A 17,298-nucleotide genomic window follows, 5' to 3' on the forward strand; every position below is an offset into this window, starting at 1 on the left:
TCTAATCCTTTTAATGATTAGATATGACATACTCACCATTCCCAAAAGTATGAGAATGTGAGCCAAAATGCTAAATACAACGTTGACGATCATTTTGAATAATCCTCTATTGGATTTGAGATTGATCGAACATGGAATGCTCCTACCCCGCCGCCTTCATAAACACCTTCACCGCCTGCAATGTCAGCCCCTCGTCCCCCACCGCATCCCAACTCATCTCGCGATAATAGGGAACATTGTTCATCAAAGCCTTCAATGCATCAGCGTGGGAATCGAGATGCTGCGGCTTCTTGAAGTGCGCCGAGAGGTCGCTGACGATCTTCCAGACCGGCTTTGCCTGACCGAACGGCTCAAAGGCACGTTCAGCGCGTTGCACACGTCCGCGAAAGTTGGTGAAGAGACCCCGATACTCTCCCCAGGACGCGGCGGGAAGCACCAGGTCATATGCGCCTTCGGTGCCCTCTGACAAGTTGCGCAAGATGCCATACCGTCTCTTCAATTTAGCAACGGCTTCGGTCGAAAGGAAAGTGCGAGGATCGGCGAGGAGCGTAACGAGCGTATCGATCTTGCCGGCTTTGACTGCATCTTCCAATCCAGAGACGCCGATGCCTCCTACGCCGGGTTCAATGCCGATCCACTCGGCTCCGATGCGGTTGGGAAACGGATCCGGTGTTCTCAAGAGGTCATCGCCATACCATTCCGGATCGCCCGGTAGGTTGTGATCGACGTTGGGCAGTTTCAACTGATCGATGAAGAATGCCTTCACCGCGTAGAGTTCTTCACTGGTAAGCATTGGCGATGCCACAACGGCGATCTTTCCTGCGCCGCCTTTCATGGCCTCAAACAGACCTGAAGCAAGCGCCTTGACTGCCGTGTCCCATTCAATGACCTTTAACTCACTGCCCTGACGCGTCAAAGGCTGTCCCAACCGGCTGCCGTCATCGGTTGGACGGTATCCATAGCGTCCGGCATCGCACATCCAGGACCCGTTGACAGCGTCGTTGTCGCGGGGCTTCAGACGTTGGATCCGCTGCATCGCGGTCGGCGGCGTCCGGTGCGTTTTCATTTGATAGGTCTTCTTATGGCCGTGGTAGGGATTGTCATCGTAATCGATCCGGACATTGCAGCCCCGACTGCAGCCCGGGCAGATGGAGTTGACCGACTTCAGAAACCAGACTCGCCGTTTGAACCGGAAGTCCTTGTCGGTGAGCGCTCCGACCGGACAGAGATCGACCACATTGCCAGCATAGTCGTTGTCGAGCCGCGCTCCGGGTCGCAGGTCAAGCCGCTCCGTTGAGCCCATGCCGAAGATGCCAAGTTCATGCGTCTTGGTAACATCCTGGCAGAACCGGACGCAGCGCGAACATAGCACACACCGCTCGCTGTCGAGGACGACCGACCGGCCGATATCCTTGGCTTTCTCCTTATGAATCTTGGGTTCAAGCAGACGGCTCTCATGGCGTCCGAACTGCAGGTAAAAGTTCTGTAGATCGCACTCGCCGGCGTCGTCACAGACCGGGCAATCGACCGGGTGATTGGCGAGCAGGTACTCGAGGGTCATCTGCTGCTGCTTCTTAACGGCAGGGGTGTCGGTCCAGACCTCGAGACCCTCGGCAACGGTGAGGTTGCACGAGATATCGACGCGCGACCGACCGCCCTGAACGACCTCGACCTTGCACATCCGGCACGATCCGACGACCTTCAGAGCGTGGTGGTAGCAGAAGTGCGGGACGTAGTGTCCGGATTGCTTACAGGCTTCGAGGATGTTCATCCCGTTGGGGAAGTCGTGCTCGACGCCGTTGATCTTCATTCGCGGCATAGAAGGAAGAAAGGTTTGCCACAGAGAACACAAAGAAGCAGAGAGTACCTGAACTCTGCGCATCTCAGTTCCCGGCGGTCTGATTGTTTGAGCAGTGTCGCCTTGTCCGTCCGGATGCCGGATGGATACTCCAGATAGACAATATACGACTCCCCGAGCAGATTTCCAGCATTCCAGACAGCGGAATAACGCATGGCAGGTCGAAATCGACCGGACAGGCGCACCACTACTCCGACGTTGAGACCTTATGCTGTGAAGACGGTCGAGCCATCCCTCAAGGAGGTCGAAGGTGAAGATGGTGGTAGGATTGAAGGAACTGCGATAGACATATCCTCAACAGCAAAGGGGCGCCTTGGCAGCGCCCCTTTAGCAGATTCACGAGTGATCCAGACTTGGTCGTTATTAATCGGAGCATCGAATAGTAGCATCAGTAGGATGGACATTCTTGTCCGTCCAAAGGGCAGGCAGGAATGCCTGCCCTACTGGAGAATACCACAATTATCTGCACCCATTAATATTAGTTCGTGAAACCATACATCATCTGCCACGCTGTATGAGACTATTTAAGGATAACCACCTTGCGTATGTCATTGACTTGCAACGATGACAACTTAAGCCAGTAGGTCCCCGCTGGTAGATGCGCGCCATCCCAGCTTAATGAATGTTTGCCTGCCGAAAGTGAACTTAGCAGATGATGCACAACAGGTACCCCGCCAGATGTGTATGCAGAGAGAGTAACCTTGCCAGGCACTTCGAGGTAGAAATCCACCAAGGCAGCAGTATTGAAAGGGTTCGGATACACTCTTACAATGCCTGCTCGCGCAGGAATGAGTTCCCTTCTCTTTATATTCGATGCATATGCTCGTATGGGAATACTGATGCGCGGATCAGATTGCGAATCGCTGATGATAATCAACTCATCTGCATAATCGACCCAGTCCGCAGCCCGGAACCACACCTGAAGTGTATCCTCCCCGCGCGGTTCAAGCAGCAGTTGCTGAACGCTAACACCGAATGCATCCTCACTGGTGAAAATATCGCTGATCTCGATTTGTTCTTCACCGATATTTCGAATCCGAAAGAGGAATAGCGTAAGTAGTGTCCGGGTGAAGTTGTCCGTGCAATCCGCCAAAATCGATAAGGTCTGGCCACCCAGCCTGCCAAGGCCAAATTAAATAGATGTCGGTCGGAATCAAGACTCGCATCCTGATCGCAATAACGGTAACCGGCGATTCCGGGTCGTTGGATAGGATATGCAACTCTGAAGAATAGACCCCACGCGAAAGTCCAATGGTTGCCATAGTAATCACAAGATTCACATCCCCGCCGGGATCGATCTCTTCCCGGCGGCGGTTCCCAGTTGAGTTCTTCAGGAGCCACCACTATTCGCGGCTGACTCTGCAGAGCCAAGGTCATACCAAGAAGCGATCCAATGATAAGAGTGCTGTTGATCATCCTGCAGTCTGCGGCTTGACTTGCATGTTCCTTCATGGCTTCGCCCACTTCTTCAACGCATCTGCCACAGCAGCGCGAACCAACGAGTCGGTGTCGCTCTTTGCTCCTTCCAAAGCGTCAAAGACGATCGCATCTATTCCGGATCGGCCCGCCAGCATTCGAGCCGCAAGGCGTCGCTCTTCGACCGAACCGGTGCGGACAATCTCCGCCAATACCATCGGATTCTGCAACTGGTTCAGCACCGTTGCAAAGTGCTCGGCCCGGCGGTCGGCACTCCATTCCTGCCGCTCATCTTCGCCCGATGGAAACGACCCGGTGTCACCTTGGAGCGGCGTAGTATCGACACGCCCTTCTGCAAGGTCCTGCAAATAACGAAGATCCTCTTCATCGGAAACGGAAAGCGAAACTTCGCTGTCGACATCGATAACCTCAGTTTCCAGCGTATCCTCCTCCTCGATGAACAGCGGTGCCTCCATTTCCCGCACAAAGTCGGCAAACTCTTCGGTGCTCGCGCCAATCTTGGCAAGCGAATGAACCGCCTCAAGTCGAATTTTGACGTCGTTGTCGCGTCTGGCAATGGCTCGCAACTTATCCTCGGCTTTGCGAGCCGGAACGCCGATCTCGCCAATGGCCTTCACGGCATCCCTACGCTCTTCCATGAGCCGTGAACTTAGTCGCTCGACCCACTCCGACAGCGGCAGCCCTTGATGCTCAACTTCGCGCTTGCCGCATCCAGCGGTCATTGCGAGTATGGCAACGATACTCCAAACCGCCCCTCTCATAATGTTACCCATCCTTGAAATGTGGCAAATGGTTCATTTCAGTAACCGAATACTGCAAAGCAGCGACGCCGCCGGGCGGCTCTTTCATCCCACCGCAGCGACTTTGCGAGGCAGCCGGCGTTCGAACTCCTCAGGGAACTTCTTGAGCATTGCCTGAATCGGCCAGGCTGCAGCGGATCCGAGCGGGCAAATCGTGGTTCCGTCCATATTATTGGCAAGGTCGAGCAAGGTATCGAGGTCTTCTGGTCGTGCCCGGCCCTCGATCAACCGGTGCAGGATTTTATAAGTCCAGGCCGTTCCTTCACGACAGGGGGTGCACTGCCCGCACGATTCGTGTGCATAAAAGCGGGCGATGACCATCAACGCTTCGACCATATCGACGCTTTCGTCCATGACGATGACGCCACCGGAGCCGAGCATCGTCCCGGCAGCGCGGGTTGCTTCGAAGTCCATTGCCACGTCGATCTCGTCGGCCCGCAGCACCTGAACCGACGACCCGCCGGGGATCACTGCCTTCAGCGTATGTCCGTCCCTTATCCCTCCGGCGACGCCGTAGATCATATCACGCAGCGAGTAGCCCATCGGTAGTTCATGCACTCCTGGCTTTCTGACGTGCCCGGAGATGCAGAAGAGTTTCGTCCCCGGCGATTTCTCTGTGCCTCTCAGTCTGAATCGCGAAGCGCCGTTGGATATGATAAAAGGTAGATTAGCGAGCGTTTCAACATTGTTGACGACCGTCGGCCTCCCGAACAGGCCTTTCAGAGCCGGAAACGGCGGTTTGATGCGCGGCCAGCCCTTCTTGCCTTCGAGCGACTCGATAAGCCCCGTCTCTTCGCCACAAATGTAGGCTCCGGCACCGTGATGGACATGAATGTCGAGGTCAAATCCACTTGAGAGGACATTTGTTCCCAAGTAACCAGCGTCATAGGCTTCGCGAAGTGCTGCCTCAAACGTCTGGCGCGGCTCATAGAACTCGCGTCGGATATAGACATATGCGGTCCGAACACCAATAGCGCGGGATGCCAGAATAATCCCCTCGATCAACCGGTGAGGATCGCGACGCAGGATTTCCCGGTCCTTGCAGGTGCCAGGTTCCGACTCATCGGCGTTGACGCAGAGATACTTCGTCCAGGGCGTATCCCGGGGCACAAAGGACCACTTCATACCGGTCGGAAAGCCTGCGCCTCCCTGGCCGCGTAGTCCAGCCTCCTTGACTTCGCCAAGAATCTGATCCGGCGTCATTTCGAGCAGTCCTTTTCGTGCTGCACCATATGCGCCGCGTTCCTCGGCAATCTTTAGATGATGTGCATCCCGAATCAGAAAGTTGACCGACACCGCCCCGCCTTCGAGCGGCTCGGTATGCGTCAACGACGTATCGTTCACTATCTTCTCACCTGACTTGAGTCGGGCACAGACCGTCTGCACTTTCTCCGGTGTAAGATTGCCGATCAGGGTCTCCCCTACCAACATCACCGGTGCATCGCAGCAACAACCGAGGCATTCTGCCCTCTGATACGACACCAGCCCGTCCGGAGTTACTTCCTTCTCGCCAACCCCTAACTCTCTTTCGAGCAGGTCGATGAGCGGTTCAGCTCCGACTAGGCTGCAACTGATGTTGTGACAAACCTGAATATGCGTCTTCCCGACGGGCTGCTGAAAGATAAGTGGATAGAACGACGCCGTCTCGTGCACCGTGCACTCATCCACTTCGAGAAGCCCGGCAACGGCGGCTTCATCTTCGGGTGTTATGTGCCCGTTACGTTCCTGGATTTCAAAGAGCGCCGGTACCAGTGCCGCCGACGGGCGTTCATACCGTACTTTAAGTGCCTCAATGGAGCTTACCACTTCGGAAGGCAGTGATGATGACATTGATAGACTGGTAGTTTTGAATCTATGATCGATGATTTGAATGCCGCATGAAAAGCGAATACTAACCACAGAACTTCAATTCTATCTGAATCCGGCTTTCAAATAAAGCATAAGCGGCTCTGCCGGGTAGCGGAGCAGGTTGTAATATTCCTTGTTCACCAAGTTCTCCACGCCGATAGTCAAATCGAACGACCGGCCGAATCCCCTGTGAAGACTCATATCCCATCGAAGATAAGAGGCATAAAGATTGACTCCCTCAAAGTCAACCGGCGCCGCGTCCCTCCAAAGTAGATCGGATGAGGCAGTAATGCCAAAGTGAGATACTATTACCTGGACACCTGCGGTGAAGGGAGCCTTTAGCGGTGCCCTATTACCCGGCAGATTGCCCGTTGTCCGGGCTTGGACGCCCTCCCCCCAGACACTAATACCAGCGTTTGGACCAAGATCGAGTGTTATATCGATCCCTCCGCCTGACTCTTGCAACTGCCTCGGCATCAGTATCCAATAGTCTCCGCCGGGATGATAAGGGAAAAGCGAATGACGCGAATCGCTTATTCGACCGGTAAGTGCCGCTTCGAGACTCCGAGTCAGTTGGCGACGATACTCGAGGCGTAGCGCCAGAGCCTCCTCACGAATCGTGCCTCGCGAAGCCTGAGCCATCATCGGAAACCGTAACGTCCAGCCTCCCAATGACTCCAATTCGGCATCCGGCGCCAGTGAAAAAGAGACCACTCCATCCCACGGCTCACGCCATTGAATTTCAAGCCGCGGCTTGTAGCCGCTCCGTTTCTGATCATTCTGCAGAGCAGCGGCTTCACCCGGCGTCAGGGGAATTAGTTCCCCCCCAGATGATGTCCCCCCGCCATATATCAATACTCCGACCGAACCGACCAAAGACCGGGATAACGGCTTGCGATAGCGCAGGTCAAGTTTTGTCAGTTGCAGCGGTGACTCTTCATTTCGGACGACTTCACCCGCCAGCGCCAGATCGACCTCGATCCGTCCTTCCTTGAAAGCGTCTTCGCGATGTAAGATCAACTCAGACTTTGTCGCATCTGTTGCCCAGCGGTCAACCGCGAGCAAGCCGCCTATCGAACCGCCTCCCACCGGCAAAGGGCTAACAGCCACATCGAAGCCCAACCCCTCCCAGGTGAGAAGTTCGGTTGTTGAGACGGTTCGGTGACGGCGAAAAGAATGGCTCTTAAATTGTAACTGCGGCCCTACCACACCCGCATTGCCGATAGCACGGCTTGCCTCCCCTTTAGCCTCCCAACCGAAGCGCCAGCCCACAACCTGCCGTTGCGGAGGATTGTTGAATGACGCGCCTGCACCCCATTCGATTTCACTTGCCGCGCGTCCTATCCCGCCTTCGCCGCTAAAGTTTCCAAACGATCCGCCGCGAGCCGTTATCCATGCTCTGCGTCCGGAGCGCTCCCAAATGAGCGGCGGTCGTCCCGGCGGCTCCCAAGGCGACTCAACGACAAGCCCGGGTCGTTCGGCATACGATTCGTCGGGCAGTATAAGCACCGCGTCAACTTCGCCGGTAATGCGCTCGGCTGGAATGCGAATGGCGCGCTCGACACCTTCAATCAGGTATTCGGGCAAGGCAATGACCGGAAGTTCAGCACGAATCGACTTCGATTGGATGGCTGCCACGAGAATTAGGACCGGCAGCGTATGTCTTCCGATAACCATCAGGATTCCTTGTCGTTAGATAAGTCGATTCCTGAACTTGTGGTTTCTCGAATCGCAAGTTGTGCTTCAAGAGCACGAATCCGCTTTATCAACGCCGGTAATTGACTCAGAGCCGCTTCGATGCGCATCGCTTCCATTTGCGGTCGCGCCGGATAGCCGGATATCATCCCTCTGACGTCGAACGACTTGGTAACTCCAGCCTGTGCCCCGACGATCATTCCGTCGCCGATTTCGATATGCCCTACCAGACCGACCTGGCCGCCCATCATGACTCCGGACCCGATTCGCGTCGATCCCGATATGCCAGTCTGCGCTGCGATAACGCTGTTCGAACCGATATGAACGCCATGCGCGATCTGCACGAGATTGTCGATCTTGGTTCCGCGGCCGATCCTCGTTTCGCCGATGGTCGCCCGGTCGATACAGGCGTTAGCCCCGATCTCGACGTCATCTTCGATAACCACCGTGCCGATCTGGGGCATCTTGCGGTAACTATCGCCGGTCCGGGCATAGCCGAATCCATCGAAGCCGACTACTGTCCCATCACCAATGACCACGCGATCGCCAAGTGTAATCCGATGCCGGATGATGGCACCAAGTCCGATGGTACACTCTCTTCCGATGATCGTCTCCCGGCCAATATAGGAATGCGGCATAATCCGCGTCCCAGCACCAATCCGAACTCCGCTCTCTATTACTACCCAGGAGCCTATAATGACATCTTCTGCCAAAATCGCACCCGGATCGATAATAGCCGACGCCGATTTGCCCGATACGCTGGCAGACACTCCATTATAGCCTTCCCAATCGGGATGGAAGATTGCGAGTGCCTGCCCGAAATCTACATAAGGCTGTCGCGAGACGATTCTGGTCATACCGACCGGTGCTGGTTCACCCGGTGCGATAATGACCGCCCCGGCGTGACTTGCCTGCAAGGCTTGACGATAACGCGGGTTAGCCAGAAAGGTGAGATCCTCTGCGCCGGCATCTTCAATGGTTGCGATTCCGGTCAACAAACGGGTTGCATCTCCCTCCACCGGGCAGTCAAGTCTGGCGGCGAGGTCTCCGGCGGTAATCACCTGAGCGCTTTAATGGGTCTCACTTTTGCAACTCCTCTATCACCTTCTCCGTGATGTCGAATGTGGGCTTTACATATACGATGTTTCCGGCAATAGTGTCGAATATGACATCGAGCCCTTCGGCGGCGGCAACTTTGTATATGGCATCAGTGACCCGGGCGTCGAGCGGTTCCATCAATTCGCGTCGCCGCTTCATATAGCGGCTGTTCTCGTCGAACCAGGTGTCCTGCTTGAACTTCTGAGATGCCTTCCGCATTTGAGTCAGTTCGTCTTCAAGCACCTTGCGCCGCTCAGCACTCAGAATGAGGCGCAGTTCTTCCAGTTCGCTCTCCTTTACTCGCACCAATGCTTCCATACTGTCGGCTTCGACCTGCCACTGATCGCTATCGCGCTTGAGAGCGTTCTCAGCGTCGCGATATTCCGGAAGGCGCTGCGTCAGGACATCGGAACGGACATAACCGATCTTGACCCCGCTTCCAGTCCAAGGGAAGGCCGGTCCTCCGCCGCTGGAACTGCCGTTGCGTGCCGTTCCGGCACATCCTACTATCAGCCAAAGGCAGAAGGTGTAGGAGACATTGCGAAGCCGTAGCGTTCTCGAAGTGATTCCTCTGGTCGGACTACCCTTCACGCGCCCGCCCGTTGTTCATGTTTGTTTCGATATCTATTGCCCTTCGCTCTTCTATCACTTCTTCTCCTTCAACTGGCGGAGCACCTTGTCATTCAGATCGTCCGGGTTGCGGGCATAGACGACCGTCCCGCTTGCGGCGTCGATGATGATGTCATAACCTTCCCGTTCACCGACTTCGTCGATTGCCTTGTTGACAATCTGCAGAACACCACCCAATAACTCCCCCTTGCGCTTCTGAGCCCGTTCCTGTTCGAACTGCATCTGACGCTGATAGCGCTCCGAGAGATCGGCTCTAAGCGAGTCGATCTCCGATGTAAGTTGCTTCTTCTTCTTGTCGGTGAAGGTGGTCTCACCGGCCTTAAGTTGCGTCTCGCGCTCTACGACCGAGGTTTGACGCTTTTCCATATCTTTTACCCATGACTCCCGCTCGCTCTCCCAACCGGCGGCTTCCTTCTGAAGTTGCGACTCCATCTTCTTGAACTCCGGGTATTGTTCATAGAGCAACTCGGAGTGAACAATGCCGATCTTGAGCGAGGGCGGCTTGAATTGGGCGAATAGCATCGGCGCGGCGAACGTTAGCGCCAGTGCGGCAAGGACGGCTGCTCGTCTCATTTGAGTATCCCTGATACCTTGTGCAAATTGATCATTAGAATTGTCTTCCGAATTGGAAGTGCGGCGTCCAGCGTCCCCGGCGTGACCCCGACTGGTCGAAGTAGTCGAAGCCGTAGCCATAGTCGAATCCTATCAGCCCTATCAAAGGCATATAGAACCGGACTCCGAAGCCTGCCGAGCGACGCAGATCGAAGGGGTCGGTCTGACGGAAGAAGCGCCAGGTGTTACCCGCCTCCCAGAAGGTGAGGCCGTAAATCGTCGGATTCTCTACGATCTGAAATCGCAACTCCGCCGATGTCTTGAATTGCGACCGGCCGCCTAATGCATACCCGCTCACCGCCGACGACGGCCCGACCGAGCGTTCATCGTAGCCTCTAAGCGGCGTCCCTACCGAAAGTCCGCCGCCTCCCATGTAGAAGTATTTCAGCAGCGGGATGTCGGATGTATTCGAGGTAAGCGCATCGAGGTAACCGAATTGAACGTTGTTGTAGAGCACTACTTTGGACCGGATGGGCGAATACCAGTCAAGGGATAAGATATGCTTGTGATACCGGTCATCCCCGGTTAGCGGGCCACCGGCAAGTTCGGTCGTCAAGGTCGCCACCGATCCGGCGGTGGGAAATTCTGGAAAGTCGCGGCTGTCGCGTGTGAATATCTGAGTTATGCTGCTGGCTATTCGCGGCTTGCCTTCGACGATTCCCTGCTCGTTGCGAGACTTGAACGACTCGCTGAACTCCGTATATTTGGCTTGCTCGGCACGGTAGATCCAGTCGCCGCGGAAATAGTCGTCGGGCCAGCGTAATCTACGGCCAAAACGCGTGGAACCGCCTATCAGGTTTTCGGTGAACCCGTCGATCCACCGTCGACGAATGCTATAGAACGACAGCCCGACAAGAGTCTCTGTGTCGAAGAGCCAGGGCTCTGTCCAGCCTACCTGAAACGAGGTGTAACGGGTGCCGAAGTTCCAATCAAGGTTCAACTGCTGACCGGTCCCAAAGAGGTTCGGCGCTGTAAACCCAATCGCGCCGATGAGGCCGTCCCGTTCGCTGTAGCCGGCAGAGACATTAGCCTGATCGGTCGGTTTTTCGGCAACCTTTACATAGAGGTCAACCTCATCCTTGCTCACATCTTCGACATCCGGCAAGACCTTCTCAAAGAAGTTGAGAATGGTCACGTCCCGCACCGACCGCCGCAGTTTCGAGACGTCGAAGGTGTCCCCGGGCTTCAGCGAAAACTCACGCCGTATCACTTTCTCACGCGTCTTGGTGTTGCCCGAAATGATAATTCGCCGCACCGAAAATCGATTGCCCGGATCGATGAAATAGTGAATATCGAGCAGCGAGTCTGCATGCGGCACGAGACGCGGTTGCACTTGCGCAAAGATATACCCGCGGTCATAGTAGAGGGAGTTGAGCCGCTCCGAGACCGTCATATCGAACTTCTTCTGATTGAAGACGTCACCCGTCCGGTATAGGAGTTGGCTCTGAAGCATCTCATCGTCGAACAACTCCCCGCCGATGAACGTAATGTCCCCGAAGTAGTAACGGCGGCCTTCACTCACCTCAATATCGATGAACATCCGCTTCAAGTCTTCTGTGTAGCGGATCGAATCGCCCACCACTTCGAAGTCCCGATAACCCTCCTCACGGTAGAAATCGGTCAGGAGTTTCAGGTCTTCATCGAACTTCTCGCGCTTGAATTCACCGCTGCGAAACCAACCGCGTTGCTTGGTCTCCTTGAACTTCTTGCGCAACGTCCGGTCTGGAAAGGCTTCATTTCCTCTGAACTCAATGGCTTTTATCCGGACCTTCTTGCCTTCACTGATGCGGATCTTCAGGTTGCGCATCTGGGGAGACGTGCCAGGCTCAATTCGAATGTCGATGTCGGCAAGAAGGTAACCCTTGTCCGCTGCGAGTTTGCGGATGCGGTTTCTCAACTTGACCGGATCGGACGGTCGGACAACGCTGCCCTTCGATAAATGAACGCTCTTCTCAAGTTCATCCTTGTCGAGTTTCTTGCCACCACTGATGTCAACGAATTCGAGGCGGGGATACTCTACGACCTTTACAAGAAGAAATACCCCCGAAGACGTCGCCTCATCGGCGAGGATCTGAACATCGCTGAACAGGTCAAGCTGCCAGAGCGATCGGATAGCATTCTGCACCTGCTCGCCGGTCAGGTATTCGCCGGTTACAAGACCGCTCGAAGCGATGATTAGACCGGCATCGGTCCGCTCGTTTCCCTCTACCGAAACGCCTAACAGTTTTAGTTCCTCCCGTCCTGCAGCAACAAGAGGCTGCCAATGTAGCAGGAGTAGCAATAGGGTCAGAGGTAAGGACAGGTATGCGCGAAGAGACATAAGTTGTAAGATACGAACTTGGGCGGCAGACTCCAACGGGGAACCGGTGATTGACCTGAAAGTGTGAAGATGTTAGTGGCGGGCAGCAGATTGCATCTGCAGTCAGAACTTCAGCCGCTGCCCCAGATCGAAGACCATCGTATAACGCATCAGCAAACTCTGAAATCGATCGAGACTAAGTCCATCGTATTCATAGCGATAGTTAAGGGTGAATCGTTCCGCTGCACCGGGCAGGCGATAGAGAGCATCCCACAGGTGCAAAAGCCCGAGACGGGTCGCCGATGCGACGGTTGCCTCCGATGCAACCGCACCCGTGTAAGAGAGATAGAGTTGCCGCGACATATATTTGCCGACTGTTAGTCGCGAGCCATAAAGCGCTGTCCAGTAAGGCAGAGCACCAGTGCGACCGGTGTCGGATGGCGTATAGAAACGCGGATCGAGCAGGCTTCGAGCCACATTGGTCTCAAAAGTAACACGATCGACACCGAGCCACTTCTCCATCTGACGCTCAAACGTCCGCGTCCACCGGCCTATCGGAGCCAGTTGCACCAGTTGCCCGCCTCCAAGTCGAGTCGGTAACTGTGCGGGAGTGTAACCGAGAAGTGCTATGATTTGTTCCAGTGAGTGTCCCCTGTCATCTTCGAAGATCACTACGAGATTGCCCCATTCGACCGGCTCCTCAGGGCCATAACCGGCAGCATCCAGTCGTCCTGCGCTTTGCAGCCTAAGTCGCACTTCGACCGGCCCGCCGGTTGCCGTGTCGGTTACAGTTGTCCAGGCACTCCCGTAAAGACGTGGCTCGGGATCGGGCGGACTAAACCTGAGCCCTGCCCGGTTCACGTTGAATCTGGTGTCGAGCACTTCAATGGTCCCCTGGCTGGCGGTAAGTTCTCCGCTAATGGCTATTGAATCGCGGGGCGTTCCGCGGACGGTTATGCCTGTCATATCGTCTTCGATCCGCAAATCGAGTCGCAACTTTAGATCGATATCGACCCAGTCGCTCCCAACCCGTCGGCGCAAAGTGCTGAATCCCGGCAATTCACCGAGCGCTGATACATCCCGGACATAGTTACAGTTTCGATCCGGGAAGACGTGGATGCGCCAGTCGGTACGGCTCGCAAGGTCAAGCAGCCCGCGGACGAATGGCGATACCTCACCCGATCCATAGACAACCGGAGGATAGGTCATAGTGAGATTGCGCAGTGCAATCTCACCCACTGCAGAAGGTCGCTCAAGCGGCCCGGCAAACTCGAGAGCACCCCTGCCGTCAAGCCCGCGAACCCGGAAGAATCCTCCGCTGCCCGGCTCAGAGAGACCCGGGATGGCAAGCCAGACCCCGTCACCCCCCGTCGCAAACTGCAGGATACCACAATCGAAACCGCCCACAACTATCGGCTGCTCACCATGCAACAGATCAGCCCGGCGATTGGAGAAAAAGAAAGGCTTGTCGTCTGAACGCCCGTTCAAACGCCGGATGTCGATATAAGGAAGCCGGGTATCCCCCACCCCGATGCCCGGGGCTCCGGGATCCAGTCGAACGTCTATCAGGACTCCCTCTATTCGACGGGCGACCTGTGCCAGTCGAATGCCTCCCCCCCGAAGGTCGATCCGGCCGCTCGTCAAGCGGGGAGCATCAATCGTCCCGCCAAGGGTGATCGTCACGCCGCCGGCACCCTCGGGACGGGAGAAGAAGTGAGGGTCGGCCCGGTGCAGCAACTCGAACAGATTGCCGTTCAGCGAAGCGACAACTTCAAGCGGATGCGGAGCAGTTAGAGGGATCTGGCCCTGGGCGGTGGCGCGAAGGTCGCCGAGGTCGAAGGTAAGGCGGTCGATGATCAACTGGGGGGCGGATCCGAAGAGGCCCGAGAGGTTGAGGGATAGGTGGCCGCGGTCGAAGGGAAGGGCGAAAAAGGAACCAGCGGAGAGGGTGATGGCGAGTTGGCCGTTACCGGGGAGGGCGGCGCCGGCGAGGTCGAGGTCTATGGACGACCTGCCGTCAAGCTGAGAGGATAGACCTGCAATTCCCGTGAACAACATTCCCAAGTCGACAGCGTCGCCGCGGGCGGAGAGCCTTGACCAGCGGCCTTCTCTCTGGCGGGAAGCATGTATGGTAAGAAGCCGTTCGATACCAATCCCAAAATCTCCCCGCGAGAGCCGGTAGTCGCCCAACTCGTCCATACCTCCGCTCAGATTGGCCCAATAACCATCGGTTCCGAATAACCGGCCCTTGAGTAGGTGCAGGTCAAAGGTAAGTTCCGGGGAATCCAACACTCCATTTACTTCGATGTATCCGTTTACCTCGCCCCCAAAACGGCCGGCTTCGGCACTTCGATTGAGCAACGGCACAAGTCTGCCAAGAGGCATCTTGTCAAGTTGTAAGAATGCACCCTCAAGGTAGCGCGAACCATAATAATACACACCGGCGAGTTGAAGAATAACCGATTCGTCACCTTTAGGTCTCAAAAAGAGTTGCCGCACATCGATTCGGAGCGAGTCGATGCTGCCACTGGAGAAAAGTTCCATTGCAGCGCCATCATCATAGAGCAGCACCCCTTTCAGGTCATAACGAGCCTGACCTGAATTGATTTCCACGTTAGCGTCTGCGCCAAAGTAGAGACCTGGAATTCCTTCAAACCCGGCAAGACTGAGCCATTCGAACGGGCGAATTCCGATGAACTGAATGGCTAAATCGGAGCCGAAAAAGTGGTTTGTATTAATAGCGCCCCGGCCTTCAAGCACCCGAATCCCACGCCGGTCGAATCCAGCCAGGTAGTCGATGCGAATATCACCCTTCGCCCCGGCCGCTTCACCAGAGATTTGTGAGAACGAAAAATGCAAACGACCGACTGGTTCATTCTGACCGGTTCCGCTGACACTGCCTTCCAAGTGGAGACCGTCAGGATTCGACGTTAGACAACTTGCAATACGCCACACTTCACCTTTCTCAAAGACAGCATCGAGGGTCAATTCCATACTGTCCGGGTGTCCACTCCCTCTCAGATTAAGGCGCGCCGACTCCAACTGCTCTGTAATCACACTCTGACGAAGGAGGCGCTTCACAACCCGCTCGAGCCTGCTTGTTGTGAGGTGTAAGGGTGTCTGGTCGGCTCGTTGCCATCTGAAATCGGCAAGTTCGTCATCATCCTCAAAGGGAAGCGATATCACCAGCTGGGCTTCATCAGGTGAAGCGCTGATACCTAAAGCCAGAATCTGATCGCCGTTGCCCTCGAATACCCAACCATTTCCGCTGCCCAGCCAACTCCCGCTGTGCAGCGAAGCCTCGAAATCGAGCCTAAGGCGGGGATCGGCAACCGCTAACCAACCTGGCAGGTCATCCGCAGTCCAGCGGCGATGAAAACTCCCATCCAAGGCTCCGTTGGTGTCTCGAAACTCATAAGTTCCTTTCAATTTCAGTTCGCCGCCCCAAAGCCATGCCGAAAGCCGCTCGATCTGCAACTGTCCCGAGTCGATGTATGCATCCAGTTCCAGGTCATTCAGGTCGTAACTATCAACGCTGATCTTGTGCGACCGGACTGTGGCTCGGGCTGTCAGTTGACCTTTCCTGACCTCTGCTCGCACCACACCTTTTAGGTTCCCGCTGAGTTGGGGTAAGTCGGGGTAAATCCTGCCTAATACCCCTGCTGGAAGGTCTTCGATCCCGCCCTCAAGTAGCCATTCGTTAGCCAGCAGATTTCTCGATTCGCCAGACACTACCAAAGGGGTTCCATCCAATCGGCCAGACCCTTCGAAACGCAGAGTTGCTCCATAAAGGTTCGCCTTCACCTGCCCTTCGTCCATTTCCAAGCCATTCGGTAGCCTTAGCCTTATGCCTTCGGCATTCAGCACCCCTCCCAATCGCATTTCGTCGAATCCGGTAATGCTCAAGTCGGCATTCAACCGCCCCGATTGAAGTGCCACTGGAGAGGTAACGACTCCCGGCAAGACGACGTCCGACAGTGATTCTATTCGTGCTTTGATTTCAGCGTCGAAGTCGCCACTCTGCAAATCGCCCTCGAGCGATGCTTGCAAAGCGCTTCCGCTCGCGCCCGGAGGCCGGGCACCCATTGTCAAGGTCACCTTACCTGCAGGACTTGTTTTCAGTTGGAGTTCGATGTCGCGTAGATAGGGCGGCTCCTCGCCTGCAGGGAGAAAAAGCCCGTCGCTTAGCGTAATCTCCGCTATAGAGCGGAAGACCCTTAGCCGACGTAATGGATGCGGAGGGTACTTAAGGGAAGGTGCAGCGTCCGAAGAAGTCGTATCGGCGGTAAGCCAGACGGTTGGTTTAAATATCTCAATCTTGCGGAGAGGCTTCCCTGCCTCCCCTTGAGATAACCAGGACCATAAGTCGGGAGTTATCGAGATCGTCTCAATTCTAATCCTAAGACTCGAATGGGGACTGAAACTGACGTCGTTTAGCCTAATCCGGGCTGGGGACAGGACTATCCTTCCGATGACGAGGTCCTTACCCAACAGTGGTTTTAGGCGCTCGATAACCTCGCTACGCAGTTGTTCCCGTCCACCGAGCAGTGTCCAATAGACGAGACCGAATAGCGCAACCAGCAGAATCGCCATCACTGCCGCACCTGCCCGTGCCAGACGAAATCGTTTCACGGACTACGGCCCTGGGCGGAGCCGCCCCTTGACATCGAGTATACGCTTCAATCCGGAAATCTGCTGTGTCGCAGCCCCGGGCTGGGGTGGTGGCACAGCGAGTGAAGTTGCATCGCTTGCCAAACGGGTTCGGAAGTGCGCCCCGACGATTACCCCCAATGCTCCCCGACTGCCAGTGAAGATATACTTCATGTCGTAGCCGGCGACATCCTTGATATTTCGTCCCCCTATGGAGAGCAACTCCCCCTCTGAGGTTACAACTTCGAGCCCCAGAAGTGATTGCATCCACCCGTCGAGGCGTCCAGCCGACGGTCGCGATGTAGTCGCTGCAAGCCGGCCTCCAATCGAGCCGTTTTTGAAGCGTTGCAGGGCGGGGATGGCGCGGTTGG

10 protein-coding genes are annotated in these 17,298 nt (G+C 55.6%); all 10 read right to left on the reverse strand.

Translation table 11 applies throughout. From position 1 onward, the window contains the following. Positions 1–142: 142 nt before the first annotated feature. A complete protein-coding gene (locus tag FJY67_07030) occupies positions 143–1,882 on the reverse strand; it encodes a 2Fe-2S iron-sulfur cluster binding domain-containing protein (protein MBM3329209.1) in 1,740 nt (579 codons plus the stop codon). A 496-nt stretch (positions 1,883–2,378) separates the two neighbouring features. Then, positions 2,379–2,975 (reverse strand): T9SS type A sorting domain-containing protein, encoded by a 597-nt coding sequence (locus FJY67_07035; GenBank protein MBM3329210.1) that lies wholly within the window; start codon positions 2,973–2,975, stop codon positions 2,379–2,381. 331 nt (positions 2,976–3,306) lie between these two features. Further along, entirely contained in the window at positions 3,307–4,056 is a 750-nt protein-coding gene (locus tag FJY67_07040; GenBank protein ID MBM3329211.1) for a hypothetical protein, read from the reverse strand. An 84-nt stretch (positions 4,057–4,140) separates the two neighbouring features. Next, positions 4,141–5,526, reverse strand: a complete 1,386-nt coding sequence (gene nuoF, locus FJY67_07045) for an NADH-quinone oxidoreductase subunit NuoF (protein MBM3329212.1) — start codon at positions 5,524–5,526, stop codon at positions 4,141–4,143. Between the two features lie 480 nt (positions 5,527–6,006). Beyond that, positions 6,007–7,620: a hypothetical protein gene (locus FJY67_07050; GenBank protein MBM3329213.1), complete on the reverse strand. Its 1,614-nt coding sequence runs from the start codon at positions 7,618–7,620 to the stop codon at positions 6,007–6,009. Further along, entirely contained in the window at positions 7,620–8,699 is a 1,080-nt protein-coding gene (gene lpxD, locus FJY67_07055; GenBank protein ID MBM3329214.1) for a UDP-3-O-(3-hydroxymyristoyl)glucosamine N-acyltransferase, read from the reverse strand. Before lpxD ends, FJY67_07050 begins: the two co-directional genes overlap by 1 nt. A gap of 19 nt (positions 8,700–8,718) precedes the next feature. After that, positions 8,719–9,327, reverse strand: a complete 609-nt coding sequence (locus tag FJY67_07060) for an OmpH family outer membrane protein (protein ID MBM3329215.1) — start codon at positions 9,325–9,327, stop codon at positions 8,719–8,721. A 54-nt stretch (positions 9,328–9,381) separates the two neighbouring features. After that, positions 9,382–10,059 carry an OmpH family outer membrane protein gene (locus FJY67_07065; protein ID MBM3329216.1) on the reverse strand — a complete coding sequence of 226 codons (678 nt, stop codon included), beginning with the start codon at positions 10,057–10,059 and terminating at the stop codon, positions 9,382–9,384. Next, on the reverse strand, positions 9,974–12,298 hold the full coding sequence (bamA, locus tag FJY67_07070) for an outer membrane protein assembly factor BamA (protein MBM3329217.1): 2,325 nt from the start codon (positions 12,296–12,298) through the stop codon (positions 9,974–9,976). Before bamA ends, FJY67_07065 begins: the two co-directional genes overlap by 86 nt. Positions 12,299–12,400: 102 nt before the next feature. Then, positions 12,401–16,909, reverse strand: coding sequence for a hypothetical protein (locus FJY67_07075; GenBank protein ID MBM3329218.1), 4,509 nt, complete (start codon positions 16,907–16,909; stop codon positions 12,401–12,403). Between the last annotated feature and the right edge of the window lie 389 nt (positions 16,910–17,298).

It is taken from the genome of Calditrichota bacterium, assembly GCA_016867835.1.
GTDB lineage: Bacteria > Electryoneota > AABM5-125-24 > Hatepunaeales > Hatepunaeaceae > VGIQ01.